This window comes from Allobosea sp. CCNWLY174 (genome assembly GCF_037120455.1).
In the GTDB taxonomy this organism is placed as follows: domain Bacteria; phylum Pseudomonadota; class Alphaproteobacteria; order Rhizobiales; family Beijerinckiaceae; genus Allobosea; species Allobosea lupini.
Genome location: NZ_JBBBBQ010000008.1, coordinates 149,032 through 173,742, shown reverse-complemented (window position 1 = coordinate 173,742; position 24,711 = coordinate 149,032). Strand labels below are relative to the sequence as shown.

21 protein-coding genes are annotated in these 24,711 nt (G+C 67.2%); 7 read left to right on the top strand and 14 right to left on the bottom strand.

Annotation, left to right across the window (positions count from 1 at the left end; translation table 11 throughout):
- The first annotated feature begins 59 nt into the window (after nucleotides 1-59).
- Together V7S63_RS21600 and V7S63_RS21595 are read left to right on the top strand one after the other, a co-directional pair.
- Nucleotides 60-1,541: an oligosaccharide flippase family protein gene (locus tag V7S63_RS21600; protein ID WP_336531725.1), complete on the top strand. Its 1,482-nt coding sequence runs from the start codon at nucleotides 60-62 to the stop codon at nucleotides 1,539-1,541.
- Nucleotides 1,538-2,680: an acyltransferase family protein gene (locus V7S63_RS21595; RefSeq protein ID WP_336531724.1), complete on the top strand. Its 1,143-nt coding sequence runs from the start codon at nucleotides 1,538-1,540 to the stop codon at nucleotides 2,678-2,680. The genes V7S63_RS21600 and V7S63_RS21595 overlap by 4 nt, the downstream gene beginning before the upstream one ends.
- Nucleotides 2,681-2,685: 5 nt before the next feature.
- Here V7S63_RS21595 and V7S63_RS21590 read toward each other — a convergent pair whose 3' ends face one another.
- The 8 genes from V7S63_RS21590 to V7S63_RS21555 form a co-directional block, all read right to left on the bottom strand.
- Nucleotides 2,686-4,362, bottom strand: a complete 1,677-nt coding sequence (locus tag V7S63_RS21590; protein WP_248307427.1) for an exopolysaccharide biosynthesis protein — start codon at nucleotides 4,360-4,362, stop codon at nucleotides 2,686-2,688.
- The gene (locus V7S63_RS21585; protein WP_336531723.1) at nucleotides 4,359-6,362 is read right to left on the bottom strand and encodes a glycosyltransferase; all 2,004 of its coding nucleotides are present in this window, start codon (nucleotides 6,360-6,362) and stop codon (nucleotides 4,359-4,361) included. Before V7S63_RS21585 ends, V7S63_RS21590 begins: the two co-directional genes overlap by 4 nt.
- Entirely contained in the window at nucleotides 6,359-7,762 is a 1,404-nt protein-coding gene (locus tag V7S63_RS21580) for a hypothetical protein (RefSeq protein ID WP_336531722.1), read from the bottom strand. The genes V7S63_RS21585 and V7S63_RS21580 overlap by 4 nt, the downstream gene beginning before the upstream one ends.
- Before the next feature lie 64 nt (nucleotides 7,763-7,826).
- The gene (locus V7S63_RS21575) at nucleotides 7,827-8,519 is read right to left on the bottom strand and encodes a class I SAM-dependent methyltransferase (protein ID WP_091833811.1); all 693 of its coding nucleotides are present in this window, start codon (nucleotides 8,517-8,519) and stop codon (nucleotides 7,827-7,829) included.
- Between the two features lie 37 nt (nucleotides 8,520-8,556).
- A complete protein-coding gene (locus tag V7S63_RS21570; RefSeq protein WP_336531721.1) occupies nucleotides 8,557-9,714 on the bottom strand; it encodes a glycosyltransferase in 1,158 nt (385 codons plus the stop codon).
- 75 nt (nucleotides 9,715-9,789) lie between these two features.
- On the bottom strand, nucleotides 9,790-10,482 hold the full coding sequence (locus V7S63_RS21565) for a sugar transferase (RefSeq protein ID WP_091833805.1): 693 nt from the start codon (nucleotides 10,480-10,482) through the stop codon (nucleotides 9,790-9,792).
- 295 nt (nucleotides 10,483-10,777) lie between these two features.
- Nucleotides 10,778-11,401, bottom strand: coding sequence for a LuxR C-terminal-related transcriptional regulator (locus tag V7S63_RS21560; RefSeq protein ID WP_091833802.1), 624 nt, complete (start codon nucleotides 11,399-11,401; stop codon nucleotides 10,778-10,780).
- Nucleotides 11,402-11,472: 71 nt separating this feature from the next.
- A complete protein-coding gene (locus V7S63_RS21555; protein ID WP_336531720.1) occupies nucleotides 11,473-12,810 on the bottom strand; it encodes a polysaccharide biosynthesis/export family protein in 1,338 nt (445 codons plus the stop codon).
- A gap of 188 nt (nucleotides 12,811-12,998) precedes the next feature.
- Here V7S63_RS21555 and V7S63_RS21550 point away from each other — a divergent pair, with 188 nt between their 5' ends.
- The 3 genes from V7S63_RS21550 (at nucleotide 12,999) to V7S63_RS21540 (ending at nucleotide 15,567) form a co-directional block, all read left to right on the top strand.
- Nucleotides 12,999-13,229: a hypothetical protein gene (locus tag V7S63_RS21550; RefSeq protein WP_336531719.1), complete on the top strand. Its 231-nt coding sequence runs from the start codon at nucleotides 12,999-13,001 to the stop codon at nucleotides 13,227-13,229.
- A 110-nt stretch (nucleotides 13,230-13,339) separates the two neighbouring features.
- Nucleotides 13,340-14,104 carry a hypothetical protein gene (locus V7S63_RS21545; RefSeq protein WP_336531718.1) on the top strand — a complete coding sequence of 255 codons (765 nt, stop codon included), beginning with the start codon at nucleotides 13,340-13,342 and terminating at the stop codon, nucleotides 14,102-14,104.
- A complete protein-coding gene (locus V7S63_RS21540) occupies nucleotides 14,101-15,567 on the top strand; it encodes a mannose-1-phosphate guanylyltransferase/mannose-6-phosphate isomerase (protein ID WP_336531717.1) in 1,467 nt (488 codons plus the stop codon). Before V7S63_RS21545 ends, V7S63_RS21540 begins: the two co-directional genes overlap by 4 nt.
- An 18-nt stretch (nucleotides 15,568-15,585) precedes the next feature.
- On the opposite strand, the gene V7S63_RS21535 is transcribed toward V7S63_RS21540, so the two are convergent.
- Complete coding sequence (locus V7S63_RS21535; RefSeq protein ID WP_336531716.1) at nucleotides 15,586-16,755, bottom strand: glycosyltransferase; 1,170 nt, start codon at nucleotides 16,753-16,755, stop codon at nucleotides 15,586-15,588.
- A gap of 145 nt (nucleotides 16,756-16,900) precedes the next feature.
- Between V7S63_RS21535 and V7S63_RS21530 the strand changes: the two genes are divergently transcribed.
- A complete protein-coding gene (locus tag V7S63_RS21530) occupies nucleotides 16,901-17,920 on the top strand; it encodes a glycosyltransferase (RefSeq protein ID WP_336531715.1) in 1,020 nt (339 codons plus the stop codon).
- Between the two features lie 70 nt (nucleotides 17,921-17,990).
- Here the strand turns inward: V7S63_RS21530 and V7S63_RS21525 are convergent, their stop codons facing one another.
- Genes V7S63_RS21525 through V7S63_RS21510 form a run of 4 tightly spaced genes read right to left on the bottom strand, consistent with a single transcriptional unit; the run spans nucleotide 17,991 to nucleotide 21,912 of the window.
- A complete protein-coding gene (locus V7S63_RS21525) occupies nucleotides 17,991-19,385 on the bottom strand; it encodes an AtzE family amidohydrolase (RefSeq protein ID WP_442896493.1) in 1,395 nt (464 codons plus the stop codon).
- The gene (locus tag V7S63_RS21520) at nucleotides 19,382-19,606 is read right to left on the bottom strand and encodes a DUF4089 domain-containing protein (RefSeq protein WP_336531714.1); all 225 of its coding nucleotides are present in this window, start codon (nucleotides 19,604-19,606) and stop codon (nucleotides 19,382-19,384) included. The genes V7S63_RS21525 and V7S63_RS21520 overlap by 4 nt, the downstream gene beginning before the upstream one ends.
- Complete coding sequence (locus V7S63_RS21515; protein WP_336531713.1) at nucleotides 19,603-21,210, bottom strand: regulator; 1,608 nt, start codon at nucleotides 21,208-21,210, stop codon at nucleotides 19,603-19,605. The genes V7S63_RS21520 and V7S63_RS21515 overlap by 4 nt, the downstream gene beginning before the upstream one ends.
- A gap of 15 nt (nucleotides 21,211-21,225) precedes the next feature.
- Nucleotides 21,226-21,912: a cysteine hydrolase family protein gene (locus V7S63_RS21510; protein WP_336531712.1), complete on the bottom strand. Its 687-nt coding sequence runs from the start codon at nucleotides 21,910-21,912 to the stop codon at nucleotides 21,226-21,228.
- A 285-nt stretch (nucleotides 21,913-22,197) separates the two neighbouring features.
- On the opposite strand from V7S63_RS21510, the gene atzF reads away from it, so the two are divergent.
- Entirely contained in the window at nucleotides 22,198-23,997 is a 1,800-nt protein-coding gene (gene atzF, locus V7S63_RS21505) for an allophanate hydrolase (protein WP_336531711.1), read from the top strand.
- On the opposite strand, the gene V7S63_RS21500 is transcribed toward atzF, so the two are convergent.
- Entirely contained in the window at nucleotides 23,994-24,686 is a 693-nt protein-coding gene (locus V7S63_RS21500) for a GntR family transcriptional regulator (RefSeq protein ID WP_336531710.1), read from the bottom strand. The two genes, atzF and V7S63_RS21500, sit on opposite strands and share 4 nt — an antisense overlap.
- Between the last annotated feature and the right edge of the window lie 25 nt (nucleotides 24,687-24,711).

Below are 24,711 nucleotides of genomic sequence, written 5' to 3'. Positions count from 1 at the left end.
GCGGTGGTAGCGCGCGCCCGGCATCTGCGCTTGCCCGCTCTGCTCGAGAAGGGATCGCCATGCTGGCTATGAAAGCCCTCCGGGGCGCCGGTTGGCTGGTCGCCTCGCGCTTCCTCGGCCGGTTCATCGATTTCTTCACGCTGCTGATCATGGCGCGGATGCTGACGCCGGCCGATTTCGGCCTGACGGCGCTGGCCATGTCCTGCGTCGCGATCGTCGACATGGTGCTCGAGATCCCGGTGACGCAGGCGCTGGTTCGCCTGCCCCATGTCGACAAGGCCCATCTCGACACCGGCTTCACTCTCGGCGCCTTGCGCGGCCTTGCCATCGCGCTGCTGCTGCTCGCCGTCGCCTGGCCGTTCTCCTGGATCAACGGCGACCCACAACTCGTACCGGTGATCCTCGCGCTCGCCTTCGCGCCGATCGCGCGAGGCCTCGCCAGTCCCGGCCTCATCCTGTTCATCCGCGAGCTCGGCTTCCTGCGGAACTTCCTGCTGGAGACCGGCGGCAAGCTCGCTGCCTTTTGCCTGGCCATCGCGACGCTCCTGCTCGGCGGCGGCTACTGGGCGCTCGTCGTCAACTTCGTCGCCGCCCCCGTCTTCGGCTGCGCCATCTCCTATCGTCTCGCGCCCTATCGCCCGGCACTGTCGCTGTCCCGCCTGTCGGATTTCGCCAGCTTCGTCGGCTGGTTCACCTGCGCGCAGCTCGTCTCGGCGGTGAACTGGCAGTTCGATCGCATCCTGCTCGGGCTCGGCGGCAGCAAGGAAGTGCTCGGGCGCTATGCGGTCGCGGCCGATCTCTCGGTCATGCCGACCCAGAGCCTGATCGGCCCGGCGCTGCAGCCGATCATGGCCGCCTTCGCCCGGATCAAGGGAGAGGATCAGCGGCTGCGGCTCGCCTTCCTCAAGGCGGCGCGCTTCAGCATGCTGGCGTCGGTGCCGTGCAGCCTGGGCATCGCCCTGACCTCGGACCTGATCGTCGAGGTCCTGCTCGGCCCGAAATGGCATGGTGCCGACTGGCTGCTCAGCCTGCTCTCGCTCTCGGTGATGGCGACGCCCTATTTCCAGACTCTGTATTCGCTGAGCCTGGCGCTGGGCCGTCCCGAGGTGATCTTCCGGCTCAATCTCTACGACCTCGCCATTCGCGTACCCGCCGTCACCATCGGCTTCCTGCAATGGGGGGCCGTCGGCATGGCGGCCGGCCGGCTGGTCGCGGCCGCGGTCATGGCAGCCTTCTTCCTGCGCTGGCTTCGCAGCCTGCTCGCGATCGGCATCGCCGAGCAGTTGCTCAATCTCTGGAAGGTCGCCTTCGCTGGCGCCATCATGACGGCCGGGGTGCTCGCCCTGCGCGGCCCGATCGCCGCCTGGCAGCTGCCAGCCCTGGCCGAGCTCATCGCCATCGCGGCCCTTGGAGCTCTGCTCTACGGGCTGGGGCTTCTCGCCTGCGGCATGCGGCTCGCGATCGGCGCCGGGCGCCTTGATCTTTCCGACCGCTGGTGGCGACCACGGAGCGGATCTGCCAAGATCGGGGAAGGCTGGTGAGCCCGAGACTCGACCACCTCGACGGACTGCGCGGCGTCGCTGCGGTCGCGGTCGTGATCTTCCACCTGATGTCGGCGCTGATGCCAGGGCTCGTGGCGGAACAGCAGCCCGGCGCGCACTGGCTCGCCTATACGCCCTTCGCCGTGCTCTGGAATGGCACCTTCGCCGTCTCGGTGTTCTTCGTGCTGAGCGGCTTCGTCGTGACCAATGCAACGCTGCGCAAATCCGATCCGATCTGGATCGACGTCGTCATCCGCTATCTGCGGCTGGCGATCCCGGCGACCGCCAGCACGCTCGTGGCCTGGTTGCTGCTGAGCCTGTTTCCGACCTCCGCCACCGACCTCGCGGCGCTCACCGGCAGCCGCTGGCTCGGCTGGACCTATCAGGAGACCATCCCCGGTCCGGCAGCCGCGATCTACAACGGCATGGCCGGCATCTTCCTGACCGGCGGCTCGTTCTTCAACAACGTCCTGTGGACGATGCGGCCCGAGTTGCTCGGTTCGATTCTATGCTTTGCCGCCTGCGCTTTCACAAGCTCCCGATCCCGGCTGGCGATCGCGATCGGCAGCGCCGTGATCTTCATCGCCCTGCGACGCTACGACTATGTCTGCTTCCCGCTCGGCATCGTCCTGCGCGAGGCCTGGGCGGCCGGCCGACTCCCATCAGCCCTGCCGATCTCCGCGCTGCTCCTGGGTCTCCTGATCGGCTCCCAAAGCGGCGATGCGGCGCGCCAGCTCGGTCTCGACTGGCTGCCGGAGCCGCTGAATCCGGAGAAGAAGGGCGGCCTGCTCTATCCGCTCGGCGCGATGCTCGTGGTCTATGGCTGCCTGCGCTCCGGTCTGCTTGTCACCTGGCTCTCGGGCCGGAGCGGGCGCCTCCTCGGCGCGATCTCGTTCCCGCTTTATCTCATCCACGTCCCGCTCATCTACACGGTCGTGGCAGAAGCCGCCCTGCGCGCAGGCCGACACGCGCCGCTGCTCGCCTGCCTCGTCGCCGGGAGCCTGCTGCTCATGGTCGCCATCGCCTACGCCGCCGAGCGCTGGCTCGAGCGGCCCTTCCTTGGACTGCTCGGTCGCTTGCGCCGGCTACTTCGCATAATCCCGATCGGGCGCCGCGACATGCGCGGCGCAGCCGGCTGAGACAATCAGGATCGACTGCGATTGATCACGGCGCCGATGACGGTGATGCCGGCGCGCCGCAGAGAACCCAGTGCCTCGTTGAGCTCGTCATGGCTCGTCACGCCTTCAGCCGCGACGAGGACGACGATGTCGGCATGGGTCGCGAGGGCGACCGCATCGGAGGATTCGCCGAGCGGCGGCAGGTCGATCAGCACCTCGCCGCGTTGTCTCGCCTGAGCGACGACCAGGGCAGCGCGCGGATCCCGAAAGTCGACGAACCGGTTGAGCTGCGGCGTCGCCGAGCGGATCGGCAGCAGATGAACCCCCTCGACGTTGGCATAGGCGGCCGGCGCCGCGCTGCCCGAGGCGATCACGTCGGTCAGCGATGCCCCCTCCTTGCCGTGGTCGGCCTGCGTGCGGGCGGCATCAGGGCTGATGACGCTGACCTGCCGGCCGCGATGGTTGATCAGCTGCGCGAGATTCATCGTCAGCAGCGTCGCGCCGGCACCTGCCCGCCACGCTCCGATCGCGACGACCGGGCTGCCCTGGGAGCGGCCCGCGCCCCAGGCGATCTCGATCGCCGTCTGCAGATCACGGATCGCCGCGGCAAAGGGACCGGCGTCCTCGCGCGTCACCAGCAGGGACTTGTCCGGGCCCGAGGCTCGCACTTGCCCACCCCAGCTCCCGACCTGGGGCACAACGCCGAGGCAGGGCAGGCCCGTTTCGCGTACGAGGTCCTGCGGGAGGCGGACGCGGCGGTCGAAGACCGAAGCGAGCACGGCGACGAACAGGCCGCTGAGCAGGCTGAAGACGCCGGCGAACGCCATGATCAGGCTGCCGCGCGGTGCCGACGGGCCGAGCGGCATCTGGGCGGCACCGATGATCCTGGCATCCGCATCGGGGATCGGCTGCGCCGGCAGCGTGCCGCTGCGGACAGCCGCTTCCGCGGTCCGGACCTGGGTCGCGAGCGTGTCCAGCCTGCCTTGCAGGAACTCCGCGCCGCTACGCGCGGCGTCGGCCTTGAAGGAGACGGATTGGAGCAGATAGGCGGAGGCGGCCGCGTTGGCGACGCGCGCCGGAAGCTCCGGATCGGCTGAGGAATAGGCGATCTCCAGCACATAGGACTGGCCGACACGGCGCGCCGAGAAACGCCGCACAAAATTCTCGAAGGCGTTGCGGCGCGGATCGACACGCAGCGACGCTTCCGCGCTCCGGCTCGGCGGCTGGGACAGTCCCAATGCCACCAAGGCACCGCGAAGCGCGCCCGTGATGCGACCGCTCAATGCCTGCAACGGACCTGGCGACTGTGGTCCGAGCTCAGGATGATCGCTCAGGGCCAGCGCGTCGAAAACGGTGCTGAGCAAGCGCTCCGAGCGGATCACCTGCAGTTCGCTGTCGGCGGCATTCAGGTCCAGCGAACTCGGTGCCGCGATCTCGCGCGCCGAACTCGGAGCCTGCCGCCGCGGCTCCAGCAGCACGGTCGCCGCCGCGCTATAGGTCGGCGGCGTGGTTCGGACATAGAAGAAGCCTGCCGCCAGGCAGAGCGCGACCCAGACGGCCAGCTTGCCCTTGTGCCGCAGGCCGGCGGCACCGATCGTCCGCAGCAGGGCGACCGGGCCATCGCTTACCGGCGCCATGGCCGGGTCCGGCAGCGGCAGGATACGGAATGGCGCGCCGGATGCGCCCGGTTTTCCCAGCATCATCTGAACTTACCCCTCGGCTGCAAGGCGGCGGCGCGCTCGGGCTGCATGCGCCCGCGCAGGATGTCGGCGATCCCGAGCAGATTGCCCAGGAGACGGCCGCGTCGATCGATGAACGGCTCGGGGCGCAGCGAGCGGCCGAGATTGGCGGACATGTTGCGGAAGAGGTGGTCGGCGACCTGGCCGAGCGTCATCGTGCCCTTGCGCAGCATGTAGAGCGGATTGACGATCTGCGAATAGCCGAAGCGCTCGCCGGCCATGCGCCCACCCTTGACGCCCATATGGACGCCGATCGCATCGGCGGATTTGACCAAGCGGCCGCCACGGCGGGCCAACCCTGCCGCAAAGTCGCGATCCTCCAGCCAGCCATAGAGTACGAGCCGCTCGTCGAAGCGCAGGTCGCCGATGCTGGCGAGGCGAAAGGCCATGTTGCAGCCATAGGGGCTGTAGGGCTCGACCCAGGACCAGTCGCTCGCCGGCGGAGCCGCGACCAGCCTCATCGCCTCCGCAAGCTCGATACCGGGGCCCCCCACCCCGTCGGCCAGGACCCGGCCGGTGAAGGCGACGACGCTGGCCTCGTCGCGGAAAGTGCGGGCGGCCGTCGCCAGCCAATCCTCATGGGCGACGAAATCGTCGTCGAAGAAGGCGACGATCTCGGTGCCGGGCGGCAGGTTCGCGAGCGCGGTGTTGCGCTGCGCAGCGAGCCCGGCCGGCCCGGTCAGCACCACGACGTCGTTTCGCCCCTGCAACTCGCCGGCATCGGCCGGATCGATACAGGAGACGATGACGCTGTCGGGCTTCAAGCTCTGCCGGGCGAGCAAATGCAGGACGGTCTGCGTCACCACCTCCGGCCGGCCGCGAGTGGCGATCACGGCGGCGATGCGCGGGGCCTGGATCGTCGGCGCGGGCGGCGTGGCGCGATGTGCCTTCGGCGATTGCGCCAGCTCGAGGTAGCCCTCGGCGCTGCTGCGCCAGGAGAACAGCGGCAGACGCTCGCGGCCGCGCCCGCTCAGCTCCTGCCGCAGCGCCGCCGACCCCAGCAGTGTTCTGACATGCTCGACCCACGCTTCCGGATCCGCGGGCGATGCCAGCAACGCGGCGTCGCCGCAGACCTCAGGCATGCTGGCGCAGTTCGAGGAGACGACCGGGCAGCCCCGCGCCATCGCCTCGACGATCGGCAGGCCGAACCCTTCGGTCCAGGATGGGAAAGCCAGGCAAAGCGCCCGCTCGAGCAGGAAGGCAAGATCGTCGTCGCTGACTCGCCCCGGAAGCTTGAGGTTGGCGGCTTGCGCGCGCTCTTCCGGCGCGAAGATGCCGCTGCCGCCGCCGACGACGATGATATCGACGCCGAGTTCGGCCAGGGCCGGCGCGATCGTGGCGAGAAGCGCGAGGTTCTTGTGGCGGGCCTGCGAGCCCAAAGCCAGGACGAAAGGCCGCTCAGTAACCTCCGGCGCCGCCAACAGCGCCCGAGCCCGATCCGCCTTGGCCGGGTCCCAGGCCAGGGCATGCTCATGGCCGTTCGGGAGAACCGCTATCTCGGCGGCGCGAAGCGGCAGGTGGCGCGCGAGTTGCCGGGCGGAGGCGTGCGAGACGGTGGCGATCCTGGCGCTGCGGCGTGCCAGCAGCGGCTGCAGCGTGGTGTAAGCGGCGCGGAAGCCACGGCTGTAGCTCTCGGGTGCCGTGAAGACATTGGCGTCGTGGATGCAGACGATCTGGTCGCCCTTCATGGCCGGCGCCGTGTTGCAGAGGTTGAGGAGGCGCCCTCCCCAAAGGCGCGGCAGCTCGATCTGCTCCCAGGCGTGCCCCTTCAATCGCCCGCCCCGGATCGTATCGAGCGCCTGCAGCGCAGGGGTGTCGGTACCCTGCGGTGCAACGAGGACGGCTTTCTGGCCGGCGGCCGCCAGGCTCTCGTCAAGCGCGGCGACGACGTTGTGCGCATAGCGCTGCACGCCGGTCATTGCCTGCGCCATGAAGCGGCCGTTCACCGCGAAGGTCTCGGTCATATTCTCGCTCCGGTGAACGAAGGGACAGGCCTGGGGACGCTGGAGGTTCGCGGCCTGATCGCGGCCGCGAGCCCGGCCAGCATGCAGAAGAAGAAGCCCTGATCGATGATCGGGCCGACGAGCAGATCGCCGATCAGCAAGCCGGCATAGCCGTTGCGCGCGGCGACGGCGATGTCGGCCTCGAGGCTCCCCGGCTGGCCGCGCGGGCGCAGGAAGCATTCGAAGACGAAGACCGCATAGAAGAGCGCACCGGGAACGCCGACGCTCGCGAGCAAAGCGACCGCAAAGCTCGAGGCGCGCGCGGTGCCGACCCCGACGCCGAGCCCCCAGCTGTCGAGGAAATTCTGGAAGGAGATCACGTTCCAGGAGCTGCGCTCGATGCCGGAATCGGAACTCGCCTTGTTCAGCACGACGAGGTCGACATAGCCGTAGATCTTCGCGATCGCTTCGGCATCGAGCAGAAGCAGCAGGACGACTGCCAGTCCGATGACCGGAGCGCCGAGGGCGAAGAAGGCCGCCTGCCGCGCCGCATTGCCCAGCACGAGCCGGGTCATGGCGAAGGCATGGAGCAGGAGCAACATCACAGGAGCGCCGGCCAGCCCGGTCGAGGAGGTCGAGAGGACGATCAGGACGAGCGAAAGCCCGGCGATCGAGCCGGTGAGCCCCGGTCGCACGCCGCAGAGCCACAAGGTGCCGGTGAAGCCGAGCACGCCGAGGGTCGAGCGTGCGAAGACCGAGGCCTCCGTATAGGAGCCGACGATCCGTTTCATGCCGGCGATCTCGGTGTCGGTGTGCAGCGTGTAGCGGGCGTTCCGGATGAAGCCGAGCAACTCCTGCGTGCCGGTCGCATAGGTCGCGATGTCGAGGACGGCGAAGACCGTATTGGCGATGCAGCAGGCGAGCAGCGCATTGAAGACGGCCGAGAAGCCCTGACGCGTCCCAGCGATCGCGGTCAGTGTGACCAGGCAGAGCAGAGTGGTCGAAAGATAGAGGCTCTGGGTGACGTTGCTCGAGACGGGTGCCAGCGGCACGGTCGAGCCGGTATCGTCGAAGGCCGTGGTGCCGAGTGGGACGATCTCGGTGATGCCGGCGAACAGGCGCGGCATCAGGAAGGCGGTGGCGACACCATAGATGACGAGGCAGGCGAACCAGAAGCCGGGCTCGTTCGGATGCAGCGCGCGGATGGCGGCTGCGGCCTCGCGGCGGCGGCTCAGCGCGCCGAAGGCGAGGAACACCAGCATCACATGCCCCGGCTGAATGTTGGCGGCACCGATCAGCATGGCCGCGGCTGCCCCCAGGACCGCCAGGATCGCGAGCCCATGGACGAGCGCGCCCGTGCCGAGCGTCAGGCAGATCAGGCCGATCAGAATAGTCAGCACGCCGATCGGCTCCATGCTCATGGCAGCCGAGCCTTCCGCGGTGGCGCCAGCCCGCCTCCGCCCTGACCGTATCCGCGCGCCATGGTCATTCGGCGAGCACCATCAGCGAGTAGCCGCCCAGCACGCGGACCGTCAGGTCCGGATTGAGCGAGAAGCAGAGCCGGCGCGGCAGGCGCATCAATCGGCTGCTCAGCGCCTGGTTCGGCAGCTCCAGCCGGCTCGCGGTGTAGGCGTGATCGATGACGCGGTAGCCGCAGTCCGCGAGGGTCGCGAGGGCGGTCTCCTTGAAGAAGTAATGCAGGTGGCCGACGTTCTCGCGCAGCTTGGTGATCGGCCAGCCGCGCAGCAGCGACTGGACGGACAGATCCAGCGGAATGTGGAAGACCTTGTAGCGGCCCTTGCCGCGCAAGGCCTTGATGAAGGCGATGTAGTCCTCGACATGCTCGATCACGTCGGCGATCACGAGCAGGTCGTAATCCGATGGGCCCTCGGTCGTGAAATCGCCGAGCGAGAAGTTGACCTTGTCGGTCTCCTTGTACTTGGCGCGCTGAAAAGCGTGCGGCGAGATCTCGTAGCCATCGAAACGTGCCTGCGGGAACGCCTTCGCCAGGTTGAACAGGATCTCGCCAGTGCCGCAGCCGACCTCGCAGGCCTTGTCGAAGGCGATCGCGTTCTTGCGCAGGATCGCCTCGATCTGCCGCGCCTTCCACGGCGAGTCTTCCTCGTGCCAGGTCGGGTTCAGGTCGGCATAGACGTCGCTCTGGTAGATCGTCTGCATCGGGTTCTTCCTCGGTATCGCGAAGGGCCGGTCTCGTTCACGCCAGGCTCTGGACCAGGGCAGGGCGTGGCTGCACCGGCGGCATGGCCATCGAGATCGTCCCGGCGAGCGGCTTGAGCAGCTGGTTGATGTGCAGCGCCATCTGCTTCTCGAAGACGGCGGTCGAGAAACTGCGGGCATAGTCCGCGATCTCCCGCGGCTGCCAGGCGATCGCCCTGGCCCGCTCCTCGGCAGCGATGAGCGCATCGACACTCTGCTCGTCGAAGAAGACGCCGCTCATGCCGTCGACCACCGTCTCGGTGGCGCCGCCGCGGCGGAAGGCGATCACCGGCCGCCCGCTCGCCATGGCTTCGACCGGCACGATCCCGAAATCTTCCTCGCCGGGGAAGATCAGGGCGCGGCAGCGCGAATAATGGTAGCGCAGGACGCTGAAGGGCTGGGGCCCAAGCACCTGGACATTCGGCTTGGCGATGCGGCGGAGCTCGACGAGCATCTCGCCGCCGCCGATCACGACGAGGCGTCGGCCGGTGCGATTGAACGCTTCGACTGCGAGCTCCGGCCGCTTGTAGCCGACGAGCTCGCCGACCATGAGGCAGTAATCCTCGACGAGGCCGTTGGGCAGCACCTCGAAGGCGTCGACATCGACGGGCGGATGGATCACCGTCGAGGCGCGGCGATAGTAGCGATGCAGCCGGGTGGCCACCGTCTCGGAGTTGGCGACGAAGTGATCGACACGATTGGCCGAGACACTATCCCAATTGCGGATGTAATGGGCCAATGTCGGCATGAGCAGGCGAGTGATCGGTCCGGAGCGCTCCCTGTATTCGTGGAACATGTTCCAGATATAGCGCATCGGCGAATGGCAATAGCAGATGTGCATCGCACCCGGTGGCGGCACAATGCCCTTGGCCGGACCGGACTCGCTGGAAATGATCAGGTCGTAGCCGCGCAGGTCGAGCTGCTCGAGAGCCAGCGGCATCAGCGGCAGGTAGCGCTGGTAGAGCTTCGCGGCCCGCGGCAGCCTGCCGATGAAGCTCGTCGTCACCTTGTGTCGCCGGATCTCGTCGGAGACCGCCTCGGGAACGTAGACATGGGTGAAGACGTCCGCGTCCGGATACATCCGGCACAGCGCCTCGATCACCTTCTCGCCACCGCGCATGCCGACGAGCCAGTAGTGGACGATCGCGATTTTCATGGGCCGAGGAACTCCATGGAACCCATCTGAGCTGGGCGTGAACTTGCGGATCAGGCTCGCCGACTTCAGCGGGCCTTATCGACTCCCCCGCTGCATCAGCACTGCCGGGACCGTCTTCACCAGAATCTTGGCGTCGAGCATGAGGTGCCATTCCGACGCGTACTGGCTGTCGAGCGAGATTCGGGTGGCGTAGGAGCAATCGCTGCGGCCACTGATCTGCCAAAGACCGGTGAGCCCGGGCGGGACCGAAAAGCAGTGATTGAAGGCCTCGCCATAGCGTTCGCGCTCGGCTGCTACGATAGGGCGCGGCCCTACGAAGCTCATCTCGCCGGCGATGATGTTGAAGAGCTGAGGCAGTTCGTCGAGGCTCGAGCGCCGCAGGAAGGCGCCGACCGGCGTGATCCGCGGATCGCGTGTGAGCTTTTGACTCTCGGCCCATTCTTTGGCGGCAGCGGGATCGGTGGCGAGCAGATGCTGCAACGCCTCATCGGCGTTGCAGGCCATGGTGCGGAACTTCCAGCAGCGAAAGCTTTTCCCGCCGCGGCCAACCCGCGGCTGCTTGAAGAGGGCTGGACCGCCATCGCCGGCCCTGACCAGGGCAGCTATGAGCAGCATAAGGGGCGCGAGCAGAAAGAGAAGGAGGATTCCCGCCGTAAGGTCGAACCCTCTCTTTACTACGCCCCTGGCGAATCTGTACTCCCCTTGCGATACACGCATGGGTAGAGAGAAGGACGCCGACAAATTTTGCGAGTCCGGAAATCGGCTCATTGCAGCACCCTACGCATAAACCGCATCTTAATAGATTATTAACGCGCAACGAATACATAACAATAGGCTTTTGTGCGATGCAGCATATTTGTTCAGCAATGCAGCTGCCTGACTGCAAGCTAAGCTTTGTCAGTAAAATTCCTGACAGATTTGACGGAAATTCGCTTCTTTCGGGAGCATATCGGCGAACTGCGCCCAGCCGCGCACCAGCCCTCCGCTGCGTCGCGGTGACGCAGCGGGAGATCCGAATAAAACAAATGGATGAACCGACCGCGATCTAAATTCTTTAGAAGCGCTACTCAAACCATCCGCGCGTGATGGCGTATTGCACGATCTGCTGCCGGCTATCGATGCTCAGCTTGGCACTGGCGCGCATCTTATAGGTTTCCGCGGACTTTGCGGTGATTCCGATGCGTTCGGCTGCCTCGCGAATACTGAATCCCAGCGCGATCAAGCGCAGAACCTCCTGCTCGCGCTCGGTCAGGACAGCTGCCCGCCGGCCCCCTGCCTGAAGCGGAACGGGCTCCACTGAATCGAGGAAGCAGCCGCCGCGGAGAACTGTCGCGATCGCCTTGCACATGATCGAGCCAGGCGATTGCTTCAGAACATAGCCGCGTACGCCGAACGCAAGCAGGCGATGGGCGCGGGCATTGTCGCGCTCCTCGGCAACGACGAGAATCCGCAGGGCTGGAAGGTCGTTCAGCAGGCTTTCGACGACCGAAACACCGTTGAAATGCTCGCCGACGACGGCGACATCGGGAGCTGCCTTCTCGACCACCCGTGCGAGGTCTGCGGATGAATGGACCTCGCCGACGACGATCATGTTCGATTGGTCGGCCAGGCAAAAGCGCAGTCCTGCCAGGAAGATCGGATGTTCGTCTGCAAGAAAAATGCGAGCAGGTCGCGAGAATGACAACATAGGCCTACCTCCGCATGGACGGGAGCCTGCTTTCAGCGGCCGCAAATCGACCCGGGGGTTTCCTGCGATATCTAGTTCTGCGCCCCGGCCGTGCTGGTGGAGGGCAGCGACGAGATGATCGATTGCAGTGAGGCTCGCTCGACCCTGACGATATCTCCGGGCAGGATCGGCGAGCTTTCCTCGATCGCGATCTCGTTCACCGCGTCGCCTTGGCGGCGCTGTACACTCAAGCGCATGCGCGCGAGCTGCTTCTCCTGCTGGCTCTGCAGCCTTGGCGCTAGTGCGGTCGATTCGTGGATGAGCGCGCGTAGCGCCGCGATCCGGTCCTCGGACTGCTTGAGCGAAAGCTGGGTCTCGCGCAGTTCGCGCCTGGTATCGATCTCGCGCTGGTTCTCCAGATCGGCCAGCGTGCGGTCGATGCGGCTGATCTCCTGCTTGGCGCGCGCCGTTGCGAGCATCAGGTCGAGCGCCTGGCTCTCGGATTGCGCGAGATTCTGCTCGACCGCGAGCTGGCGGGGGCTCACGGCCAATCCCTTGCTGATCAAGCTGTTGATATTGTTCAGCTCGCGCCGGATCAGATCCTGCTGACGCTGCTGGGTCACCGCCTTGGCGCCGAGCGTGCGCAATTCCTCCTCAAGCAGCCCGCGCGATTGCTGCAGGAGATCGAGTTGCGAGCGAACCGCCTTGCGACGCGAGGCGAACAATGCGTTCTCCTCGCGCATCGCCTGAGCGGCGCTGTCATCGAGGCTCCTGCGGATATCCTCCGAGAAGGTGATCGCTTCCGCCTGGCGCGTTTCCGCCAGCAGCCTGTCGCGGCGCACCTGCAGGGCGAGCAACTGCGTCTGCTGAACGCGAATTTCGCCCTCGGCGACGATCGTCTCGCGCTCGAAACGGCCCAGCGCCAGCTCCATGCGCTGGAATCCGCCGGCAATCGCGACCGCCTGCAATGCGGTCATCGTCGGCCTGAACGCGTACTCGCCGGGTTTCTCGACGGTGCCCACGACATAGATCGGCCGATACTGGGCAATTTCGACGGCGGCTGCAGGCGCGTTGACGAGCCCGGCCGTTCCCTTCAGCCGCTCCGAGATCAGTGCGGCGATCTCGGCCGGGGCCTTGCCATCGACCGAGAACGTGCCGACCACCGGCAGCGAAAGCATGCCGGTCGAGCTGACGGCGAACTCTCCGCTGAGCGCCGACCATTCGAAGAGTTCGCGCGAGTTCGGCCGCCACTCGGACACCTTGATCTTAAGCCGATCCTGCGCGGCGACACGGTATTCGAAGTCATTCGCCCAGGCCTGCCCAGCGCCGGCAAGCGTCAGAGACAACACCGTCAGCAAGGGGGCGAGTGCCCAGGCACAAGCGTGCATACGCATTGGGAAAAGATGGTCGAGGAGGGTGAGACGTCTCACGAAACTCTCCGCTGCGGACTGATCCGGCAGCTCCCAAGCAAATCCGTTGCCAGCCCCTTCGAGCGCCGTTAGCGCGCCCTTAACCACGACGGCTCACGCTGGTGGATAGTCCGCGCGCCCGTGAAGCCTTTCTCGAACCGGCGAGCAAAGCTATAGTCACTGGCCGATAGCGAGCCGCGAAAGCACGAGTGATGCTGATCGTCTTCTTCCTGGCTGCCCTTGCCAGCGGCGCGTTGACCCTCTGGCTCATGTGGCCGCATGGGCTGCTGGTCGCGTTGATCGCCACCGCCGTGGTCGCCAGCACAACCGTCGGCGTCTTCGCCGCGCTCGTCATGGTCCTCAGGTCGCGGACCGCGACCGGCAAAGAACCGCGCTCGCGCGGCGTCCTCGACATCCTTGGGCCGCGTCAGCCTCGCTGACGCTTCGCTGCGCCGGCCTTCTGGCACATGAATTGCTGATCATCCCCGCAACAGCGGTTGGCGCGATCGCGCGTCGTTCCGCTACCCGCATTGCGAGGGGAGACAGGGCAATGACGCTGCCTGCCCGGTTTCGTAGCCTGGATCGAGATCGCGAAACCGATCTCGACAGGCTCGGACCGCTCTACCGCCACCTCGAGCAGGCGCTTGCGGGGATCGAGCGCGAAAGCGCCGGGTTGTCGCGGCGGCTCGACGAGGCCCGCACCCGCGCCGCAGCACTGCTCGGGAACGAGGACGGCATCTATTTCGAGCGCGAGCCGGCCGACGAGGCCAGGCTGGTCGAGGCGGAGGCGCAGATGATGGCCGCATTCCGCCGCCTCGAACAGCTGCGGGCGCAAAGGTCGATGCTGGCAGCCTGGCGAACAGAGATCGAGGACACCGGCATCGGCGGCGCGCTGCGTGGCGGAACCAGAGCGAGCAGGTGGCTCTCCCGCCTCGTGCGGCTGGTGCGGGCGCGGATGGCGGCCATCCGCCGCCTCTCACGCTTCTCCGGCTGGGCGCTGATGCTCGTCATCGTCTATGCGACGCTGTCCGGCATCGAGCAGCGGCCCTCCGTCTCCTGGCTGATCCCGGATCTCGAACGCGGACTCGCCTTTCTCGCCGCGGCCGCCGCCTTCGCGATCGGCTATCCGCGCCAGCGCTTTCTCATCTTCGCTGTCGGTCTTGCTGCGGTGATCTCGCTCGAACTCGCCCAGAACTGGTCGCCGACGCGGCACGGCACCATCCACGACGTCTGGATCAAGGCCATCGGCCTTGGGCTGGGCTTTGCGCTCGTCTCCGGCGTCGAGCGGCTCAAACCATCTGCGAGGAGCTCGTGAAGATCGATCCTATCACCCAGGCTTCTGCGACCGCGGTCGAGCCACCTCTCGTCGCTCGCGCCGGCACGATCGTGCCGATCGTGCTGTGCGGCGGCGCTGGATCACGGCTGTGGCCGGCATCGCGCGAAGCGTTCCCGAAGCAGTTCATCTCGCTGCTCGGCGAGGAGTCGATGTTCCAGCAGACGCTGGGCCGGATCAGGCACCCGCTATTCGGCGCCCCCGTGATCGTGACCCACGAGGATTTCCGCTTCCTCGTGCTAAGCCAGATGAAGCAGGTCCAGATGGCGGGCGAGATCCTGCTCGAGCCGGCGCGCCGTGATTCCGCACCGGCCATCGCCGCCGCCGTGAGCTTCATCCAGAAGCGCGATCCCCAGGCGCTCGTCCTCGTGCTCGCCTCCGACCATCTGATCGGCGACCTGCCAGCCTTCCGCAGCGCGGTCGAGGTCGCGGCCGCTGCCGCGATCCAAAACCAGCTCGTCACCTTCGGCATGGTCCCGGACAAGCCCGCGACAGGCTATGGCTACATCCGACCCGAACCAGGCGATGCCGGCGCCCGCAAGGTGCTGAGCTTCGTCGAGAAGCCAGATGCGCCGACCGCGGCCCGCTATCTCGACGAGGGCTATCTCTGGAACAGCGGCATGTTCCTGTTCCGCGCCGACAGCTTCATGGCCGAACTCGGCCGGCACGAGCCGGCGATCGCGAGCGCCGCGACGGCGGCCGTGGCGCATGCCAAGGAGGATATCGGCTTCCATCGCCTGGACGCCGGACATTTTGCCAGCGCGCCCCGCAAATCGATCGACTATGCCGTGATGGAGCGAACCGAACTCGCCAGCGTCGTTCCCGCCTCCTTCGGTTGGTCTGACGTCGGCAGCTGGTCGAGCGTGTGGGAGGCTTCGGCACGGGACGAGGCCGGCAATGCCGGCGGCGACAATGTCGAGTTCGTCGACAGCCGCAACTGCTATGTCCAGAGCAGCGGCCCGCTCACCGTGCTCGTCGGCATGGAGGATGCCGTGGTCGTGGTCGAGAACGACGCGGTGATGGTGACGAAGCGCGAGCGCGCCGAGGAGGTCAAGGGCGCCTTCGAGCGGCTCAAGGCCGACGGCCATCCGGCGGTGGTGAGCTCCCGCCGTGTCGATCGGCCCTGGGGGTACTATCAGACGCTCGACCTCGCCGCGCGCTTCCAGGTCAAGCGCATCGTCGTCGATCCCGGCCAGAAGCTGTCCCTGCAGAGCCACTATCACCGCGCCGAGCACTGGGTGGTGGTTCGCGGCACGGCCGAAGTGACGCGCGATGCCGAAACCATCCTCGTGCATGAGAACGAGTCGATCTATCTGCCGATCGGCTGCGTTCACCGCATGGCGAATCCGGGCAAGATCCTGCTCGAGATCATCGAAGTCCAGTCCGGCTCCTATCTGGGCGAGGACGACATTGTCCGCTACGAGGACGTTTACCGCCGGGTATGAGCGGAGCAGCCCCCGGACTCAGGACGCTTCGGCTGGCTCAGCTCTCAGGCTGTCCGCAGCGGCACTGGTCCGTGTCTCGACACGTCCGTCGGCGGCGAGCAAGGCTCGCGCATGGGCGTGCACCACCTTGTCGAGGCTGAAACGATCGATGTAGTCGATGCGGTACTGCGCATGGCGGCGCTCCGACACGACATGGTCGTGGTAATGCACCATCGCCTTGACGAAACCGGCAGTATCGCCCAGCGGGACGAGCCGGCCGAGCCGGTCATCGACGATGATGTCGCTCGGTCCGAATTCGCAGTCGAAGGCGACCACCGGCAGGCCGAAGCGAAGCGCCTCGCAAATGGCGAGCGACCAGCCTTCCCAGCGCGCGCCCGACAAATAGACGTCGCTGTTCGACAATGGAATGGCGGGGCTATCGGGGAAGTGCTGGATCGTGACCCGGCCGGCGAGGCCGAGCTCGTCGATCAAGCTGCGGATCGCGGGCTCCTCCTCGCCATAGCCGACGAGCGCGAGCTCGGCATCCCCGCGCTTCTCGCAGAAGGCCGCGAAGGCGCGCAGAAGGATGTCGTAGCCCTTCTGATAGGCGAAGCGACCGACTGTGACGAAGCGGACCGGGCGGCCGATGGCGGGTGCCGGCACAGGGACGGGCGCATCGAAGGAGCGCACGGGATTGGCCACCCAGACATGTTCGACCTTGCTGGGATAGTCGCTTCGGAACGCGTCGAGTTGGCGCGGCGACGTCCCGAAGACGCGCGCCAGCCGCGGCAAGACCAGAAGCCGCATCACCTCGAACAGCGCGCTCGCCTTGAATGAGCGTCGCTCGAGCCGGGGATTGCCGTGAAGATAGAGGATGAAGCGGCGCCTGATGCCGAGACAAGCGAGCCAGAAAACGGCGGTCGCTTCGACCTGCGGCACCACGACGAGGTCGAACCGGCCGCCGGCGATCGTCTTCCGGACCCGCCGCAGCAGATCAAGCCGCCCGTCGGAGAAGCTGAGAATGACGTGGTATGGCCGCGGTTGGCCGACGATCTGCTCGAAGGGCGACGTGTAGAGGACTGAAACGTCGAGGTCGCTCTGGTATTCGGTCGCCAGCGCCGAACAGATCGAATCCGTGACACGCTCTATGCCGGCAAAGGAGCGCGTCGGCGGCACGATATAGAGAACCCTAGTCTTCCTGTCCGGCATTGCGTGCTCGACAATCGTTCCAGCGCCGTCGATCGGCCCGGTACGGCTCTTGCAATGTCTGCGCCAAGGGGGCGCCTCGTCGCCGATGGCACAGACCAGTCGCCATGCGAGCGCCGCCCGGGTCCAGGCTTCAGCGGAGCGGCGCATGATCGGTTCGACCTCAAAGCTCGCGGTGATCGTGAACTGCTACAACTATGCGGACTATGTCGAGCGCGCGATCCGCAGCGTGCTCGCGCAGGGTCGCGACGACTTCGAACTGATCGTCGTCGACGATGGCTCGACCGACTCTTCCTGGGAGGTCATCGGCAGGACGGGGGTCACAGCCTACCGGATCGAGAACGGCGGCCAGCGTCGGGCCTGCGTCTTCGGCCTCGACCGGACGACGGCGCCCTTCGTGCTGTTCCTCGATGCCGACGACGAACTCGCTCCCGGCGCACTCGATGCGATCATCCCGCGGCTCGAGCCATCGATCGCCAAGCTGCAATTCTGCCTCAGCCGCATCGACGGAGACGGCAACAAGCTGGGCTCGGCCGTTCCCGAACCCGATCAGATCCGCGTGACGGGAGACCTCAGCGAACGTGTCCGCCGAACCGGCGTCTATATCAGCCCGCCAACCTCCGGAAACGTCTTCAGGCGCGACCTCTGCGAATTGCTGCGCGATGCCGATTATGACGACGCAGTCGACGGAATCATCGTCCTCGCGGCCCCCTTCTTCGGCGAGGTCGTCTCCCTGCCGAAGGAACTCGGGCTCTACCGCGTCCACGATCGCAACATCTCCGGTGTCGGGCGGGCGATCGACACCGGCAGGATCGAGCAGCACATGCAGCGCTTCAAAAGCCTCATTGCCCATCTCAATCGAGCCGTGCCCGCGGGCAGCAGGCCGCCGCAACTCGATGTCGAACGAACCTTCTTTTACCTGGAGAAGCGGTCGATTCTTGCCTCCATCGATCGCCGGATGGATCGCTTTCGGCAGCTTCCGAACCTCATCAAGGTCATCAGCGCCGATGATTTCTCTCCGAAGCGGAAGCTCGCCCTCTCGCTGTTCCACATCCTGATCGCACTCCTGCCCGTCGGGATGTCACGTCGTCTCATCGAGATTCGCTATCGCCCGGAACGCCGATCCGCCGGCGCGCTCGCGCGGACGCTGATCGGTACCGGGAACTGAGGCCAGGCAGGCCCGGGACCAGGCTCCGAGCCGACTGCTCGATCGCCCAGCGGGCCATCATCTCGAGGAATCAGATCCCTTTCGGCGGCTCGGCGCTGCAGATCTTCATCTCTTGCAAAGCGCGAGCGGCTCTCAGGCAGATGTCCTCTCGCCAGGGCGCAGCGATGAGTTGGACCCCGATCGGCAGCCCCCCGCCCGCGACCGGCACCGCCGCGACCGGCAGGCCGATGCAGGAAATCGGCTGGGTGAAGAGGCCGAGACTGGGGCGCAGCGGCAGCGTCTGGCCCCTGATCTCAAGCACCTTCTGGCCGATCGGCGGCGCCGGACAGGGCGTCGCTGGCGCAATGATCAGGTCGACCTCCTCGAAGCTCCGCATCATCTGGTCGTGAAACCAGCGCCGCGCCCGCTGCGCCTGGATGTACCAGGCAGCCGGCAGCATGGCCCCGGCGAGGAAGCGATCGCGCGTATCAGGGTCGAAATCGTCCGCTCGCAGCTGCAGACGGCCGAGATGCAGGGCAGCGCTCTCGGCATTGGTGACGAGGAAGGCCGCCGCCCCCGCGATCTCAGCACCATCGAGCGCGACCGTCCGTGTTGCGCCAAGCGCCTGCGCCACGGCACCGACCGCAGCCGCAGCCTCCGGCAGGCCGTCGGTGGCGAAATATCCGCCCGCCACGGCGATCCGCAGGCCCGAGACACCTTTCGTCAGCTGCGCCGAGACTGGTTCGACCGGCCGCTGCGCGCAGGCCGGATCATGCGGGTCCGGGCCTTGCAGCAGGTCATAGGCCAAGGCGAGATCGGTGACATCCCGTGCAAATGGGCCGAGATGATCGAGCGAGTCGCAGAACGGAAAGCTGCGCGTGCGCGGCAAGCGGCCATAGGTCGGCTTCAGGCCGAACACGCCGCACAGCGAGGACGGCACGCGGATCGAGCCGTTGGTGTCGGAGCCCAGTGAGATCGGCGCCATGCCGGCGGCCGTCGCCGCACCGGAGCCCGAGGAGGAGCCCCCTGCCATGCGCGAGAGGTCATGGGGATTGCGGCAAGGCCCGTCATGGACGTTCTCGCCGGTGAAGTCATAGGCGTATTCGCCCATGTTGAGCCCGCCGATCAGCACGGCGCCGGCCGCCGTCAGGCGCTCGATCAGCACGGCGTCGCGCCGGGCTGGTGCCCGCTCGCGGTTGATCTTCGAGCCTGCCCGTGTCGCCAGGCCCTCGATGTCGAACAGGTTCTTGGCGGCGAAGGGGACGCCAGCGAGCGGGCCGAGCGGCTCGCCCGCCGCGCGGGCCCTGTCGATCGCGGCCGCTTGCGCCAGCGCGCGTGCCGCCGTCACATCGGTGAAGGCGTTGATCTTGCCGTCGATCCTGCCGATCCGGTCGAGGAAGGCGCGGGCCACGACCTCGGCGCCGACCTCTCCTGATCTGACCTGGGCTGCGATTCGATGCGCCGGTGCGAAGACATCGACGCTCACGCCTCTTCCTCCACCCCCACCCGCGCTGGCCGGAAGACCGGCGCAAGCTCGAGCGTGTCCTCGCCGACCGGTGCCGCCTGCACGATCCTCGCCATCGCTTCCGCGGTCGCCAGGAAGCGGATCACGCCTGGCCGCTGCGCCGCCGTGATCGCAAGCCCCAGCGAAGTTGCCATGGCATCGAGATGCGCAGCCGGATCGAACTCGCGCGTCGCCTCGCTCATTCCGCCGGCTCCAGCCGCGCATGCGGCTCGCTCATCGTCTTCGTGGCCCTCTCGCCCGCGAGCTGGCGCGCGCAGAGCCAGAGGAAGCCCGCGACCATCGCATAGCCCAGGCTGATCGCGGGCGTGACGCCGAACCCCTTGCCGATCCCGATCGCCTCGCCGTGCATCAGGCCGAAATAGGTCAGCACCGCGCCGGCGGCGGCGAAGGCGGCAGCGTTCAGGAACTGTCTCTCGATCACGAAGACGGCGATCGCGCCCAGCACGAGACCGGAGAGGATGGCGCCGCCGCCCATCAGCTCGAGGCCATGGTAGAGCACACCCATATTGGCCATCTTGTCGATACCAACCGCCGCCGCAGTGGTGCCGGCCGCGCCGAGTGCGCCGTCGATCAGCACCTTGGCCCAGGCGGCGAGATGCGGCGTCAGTGCGAGCACGATTGCGGGGGCATGGCTCGCCGGCGTGGTCTGGAAGGCCTGCGCCCCGATCAGCATGCCGATATAGAGCAGGATCGGCGAGATCGCGACGATCGGCACCAGCGCCAGCAGCAGCGCGACGACGCCGAACCAGCACAGGGCCGCGACGATCACGCCGGTCGCGGCCGAATAGCCGATGCGTCCGCCCATCGCCTTCCAGCCGGGATGGCCGATATACACCGCGTTGATGAAGGGGTTGCCCATCAGGCAGCCGATCAGCGAGACGACGCCGTCGGCGGTCAGCACCCGCGTCGTCGGATAATGGTCGCCCGCCGCTTCGGCGCTCTCGACATTGTCCATCGCCTCGACGAGGTCGTAGATGCCGAAGGGAATGGCCGTCACCAGGATGATGCCGAGATAGGTGAAGCCCGAGAAGACGTGGTCGACCGCCGGCAGCGGCAGCGAGAAGCCGAAATTGGCGAAGGCGGCGCCGAGCTTGCTGAGGCTCAGGCCGCCGACATCAAGCCCGAACAACGCCGCGCCCCATGCGATCGCCATGCCGAAAACGATGGCGACAAGCCCGGCCGGGATGCCGCGCGGATAGCGCACGCCGCCGAACCAGCTCACCAGGATAATGGCGAGGCAGGTGAGGCCAATCGCCGGCGTCAGGAAGATCTCCAGAGCCGGCCGCATCGAGATGAAGGCGATCGAGACGCCGGCCAGCGTGCCGAGCAAGGCAGCGCGCGGCGTGATCCTGCGGACGAGCGGGGCGATGAAGCCGCCGATCATCAGGATGAAGCTCTGGAAGAAGACCCAGACGAGGCCGGCCTCCCAGCCCTTGACGGGGTCGCCGGTCATACTCGCGATCGGCAGCATGATCACGAAGGTGACGACGAACATGTGCGGCACGCTGATGCCGGACGGCAGCGCGCAGACATCGTCGCGGCCGGTCTCCTTCGCCAGCTTCCAGGCGAGCCAGGCGTAGTAGCCGGTCGAGAGCAGCATCATCAGCCCGAGCGCCGGCAGGATGCGGCCGAAGACGATCTGGCTCGGCATCTTCAGGACGAACTGCAGCAGGCCGGTCAGGACCAACAGGTTGACCAGGATGTTGGTGCCGAAGCCGAACAGGGCGTTCCAGTCGCCCGGCGTCCAGAGCTTCGGCGAGGCTGTCGTCGCGGTGGTCGTCGCCATCTCCCCCTCCCGTTCCTAAGCTGCCTGGTCCTGCGCGGCGAGCGCCGCAAGCACGGTGTCCGTCGTCGAGACCCAGCCGAAGATCCCGCCCTGGGCCGCGATCATGCGCAGGCCGACCTCGTGGAACTCCGGGAAGTAGGATGCGCAGGCGTCCGCCAGCACGAGGCAGCGATAGCCTCGGTCATTGGCCTCGCGCACGGTGGTGTGGACGCAGACCTCGGTGGTGACGCCGCAGACCAGCAGCGTCTCGATGCCGCGATTGCGCAGCATCAGGTCGAGATCGGTCTGGTAGAAGGCGCCCTTGCCGGGCTTGTCGATCACCGGCTCCTCGGCAAGCGGCGCCAGAGCCGGAACGATGTCGTGGCCGGCCTCGCCGCGGATCAGGATGCGCCCCATCGGGCCGGGCGCGCCGATGCGCTTCTCGGGCGCGCCGCGCTCGACCTTGGCGCGCGGCGCATCGGAGAGATCGGGCCGGTGGCCCTCGCGGGTGTGGATCACGAGCAGGCCGGCGGCACGCGCGCCGGCGAGCATGCGCCGGCAGGGCTCGACTGCCGCCATCAGCAGCGAGACGTCGTTGCCGAGCGCCGCGCCGAAGCCCCCGGGCTCGAGGAAGTCGCGCTGCATGTCGATGATGACGAGTGCGGCGCGCGCCAGATCGACGCTGAGCGGGAACGGCTTGGCTGCGATCTCGGAGCGACTCATGGCGGCCTCCGTCGGGGCTGACGGAACGGGCTTTGCAAGGGCTGTGCCCGCCGGCCTCCTCATCCGGCCAGCAGGGCGCGAGACGTCAGGGAGTAGCGGCCATGGCTTTGAAACGTCGACGAATCCCGCTGGCATTTGCGGCCGCGGCCCTTGCCGAAGAGGCCGGGACGGACCGCGTGGCGAGCGCGCTCGCCAGCCTTCCGCCGGAGAGATGCATAATCTTTGCATGCAATGATCGAGAAATTGCCTAACAGATAGGCTGACTCAAGACATGGACATGATCTCGTGCCGACGCTGACCAGCATCCTTTCCCGCCATCATGACGGCAGCCGCACGATCGCCGAGACGGTCGCTGCCGCCTATGCCCGTCTGCGCGCCCATGCCGACGAGGCCCTATTCATCAGCCTCAAGCCGGAAGCGGAGGCGCTGGCCGAGGCGGAACGTCTTCAGGCGGAGGGGCCGCAAGGGCGCCCGCTCTGGGGCGTGCCTGTCGCGGTGAAGGACAATATCGACGTCGCCGGGCTGGCGACCACCGCCGCCTGCCCGGCCTATGGCTATGAGCCACGGAGGGACGCCAGCGCTGTCGCGCGCCTGAAGGCTGCCGGCGCGATCATCCTTGGCAAGACCAATCTCGACCAGTTCGCGACCGGCCTCAACGGCACCCGTTCGCCTTATGGGACGCCTCGCAACACGTTGCGTGCCGATCTCGTTCCCGGCGGATCGAGCTCGGGGTCGGCGAGCGCAGTCGCCGCCGGCATCGTCCCGATCGCGCTCGGCACGGACACGGCGGGCTCGGGCCGCGTCCCGGCCGGATTGCAGAATCTCGTCGGACTGAAGCCAAGCCTCGGCCTTGTCCCGACTGCCGGCGTCGTGCCGGCCTGCCGCACGCTCGATTGCGTCTCCATCTTCGCCCTGACGGTCGAGGATGCCTGGCTCGTCCTTCAGGCCATGGCCGGGCCGGATGCGAGCGATCCGTTCTCCCGGACCGTTCCGATGGGACGGCTCGGCGCCTGCCCGCCGAGGCTGCGGCTCGGCGTGCCGCGCGAGCAGGATATGGACTTCGCCGGAGATGAAGAGGCGCGAGCAGGTTTCGAGCAGGCGCTTGTTCGTGCACAAGGCCTCGGCGCCGAGATCGTGCCGATCGACATGACACCGTTCTACCAGACGGCGCAGCTTCTCTATGATGGTCCCTGGGTCGCCGAGCGCTGGCTCGCGATCCGCGATCTGCATGAGCGCGAGCCGGAGGCGATCCTGCCGGTGATCCGCGCGGTCATCGCCGGCAAGCCCTTGCCCGATGCGGCCGCGACCTTCGCCGCCCGCTATCGCCTCGCCGAGCTTTCGCTCTCCGCTCGCGCCGCGCTGAAGGGGCTCGGTGCCCTGATGGTGCCGACGGCGCCGCGTCCGGTGACCCTGGCAGAGATGAAAGCCGACCCGATCGGCGCCAATTCGATGCTCGGCCGCTATACCAATTTCGTCAACCTGCTCGATCTCTGCGCCCTCGCCGTTCCGGCCAGCCTCGCTGACGATGGGACGGCGGGAGGTGTCACCTTCATCGCGCCGAGCGGGCACGACGCTGCGCTGGCGTCGATCGGCGCAGCTTTCCACGCCGCATCCGGCTTGCCGCTCGGCGCGACCGGCGTGCCGCATCCGCCCTTGGCGGAGCTGCCTGTCGGCGCTGCACCCGATACGGTCGAGATCGCTGTTGTCGGTGCCCATCTCTCCGGCATGCCGCTCAACGGCGAACTGACGGCACTCGGCGGCAGCTTCCTGCGCGCCACGACGACGACCGCGGATTATCGTCTCTTCGCCTTGCCCGGTGGGCCGCCGGCCCGGCCCGGACTGCTGCGGTTAGGCCCCGGCGAGGGCGCGCCGATCGCGCTCGAAGTCTGGTCGCTGCCGGTCGCGGGCTTCGGTGCCTTCGTCGCCGGCATACCCGCACCGCTCGGCATCGGGACGCTCGCGCTCGCCGACGGATCGCGGGTCAAGGGCTTCCTCTGCGAGGCGGCGGCGACGGACGGCGCTCGCGACATCAGCAATTTCGGCGGCTGGCGCGCTTTCGTCGCGGCTCAGGCGAGCACGGCCTAGCTGTTGGCCGCCTCCGCATAGCTCCGGAACGCATCGCGTACGATGCCGATATGGGCGCGCATCGCCGCCGCTGCCCCGGCCTGATCGCCGCGCAGGATCGCCTGCACGATCAGATCGTGCTCGGAATAGGAGCCGCCGAGCCTGCCGGCGGCGCGGAACTGGGCACGGCGGAAAGGCGCGACGCGAGCGCGCGTCATCAGGGTCAGCTCGGCAAGATAGCTGTTGTGCGAGCCGGCATAGATCGCCGCGTGGAAGGCCTCGTTCTTGTCGTGATAACTGGCGGGATCGCCCTTGTGCACCAGCACGCGCAGATCCTGGTGCAGCGTCTCGAGGGCCCGCCGTTCGACCACGGTCATGCTGCGCGCGGCGAGACCGGCGCAAAGCGCCTCCAGCTCGGCCATCACCTCGAACATATCGTTGAGCTCGCGTGGCGTCGGCAGGGCGACAACGGCGCCGCGATGAGGGCGGACGCGGACCAGGCCGGACGCGGAAAGCTGACGGATCGCTTCGCGGACCGGCGTGCGCGAGACCCCGAAACGGTTGGCGAGTTCATGCTCGTCCAGCGGCGTGCCGGGCTCCAGGACGCCCGATACGATCTCGTCGGCGAGCCTGGCGCGCAGCGTCTCCGTTCTGGTACGAGGCTGAGAGGCCGGTTTCGGCTTGTCGGAAAGAACGGCTTGGGGCGGCATCGATTGCGTCCGGGGCGGCGGATTC